Here is a 262-nt window from a genome sequence, read left to right on the forward strand (position 1 = left end):
GGAACAGCACCGAGGGGCAGATCCCGTAGCTCGCCGGCTGGTACGGCGACCGGACGACGAGCAGCGCAGCACCCGCGAGAGCGGCCGCACCGACGGCCAACGGCAGCACCGCACCCCGCCGTGCGGCGGGGTGCGGTGCCGGGGTCCCGGTGGCAGCACCGGAGAGGTGCTGGGAGGTCACGGCGCCATCTGCTGCTGGCGCTCCACCTCGGACTGGATGTACTCCATGAACCCGTCCCAGCCGCCGTACTGGGCGAGCCCC

1 pseudogene is annotated in these 262 nt (G+C 73.7%); it reads right to left on the reverse strand.

Annotated features, from left to right (window positions below):
* Positions 1–181 (reverse strand): annotated as a pseudogene (locus ATM99_RS15710) (DUF2752 domain-containing protein); the annotation flags it as partial.
* Positions 182–262: the final 81 nt, after the last annotated feature.

Origin of the sequence: Cellulomonas sp. B6, assembly GCF_001462455.1 — a bacterium.
Lineage (GTDB): Bacteria > Actinomycetota > Actinomycetes > Actinomycetales > Cellulomonadaceae > Cellulomonas.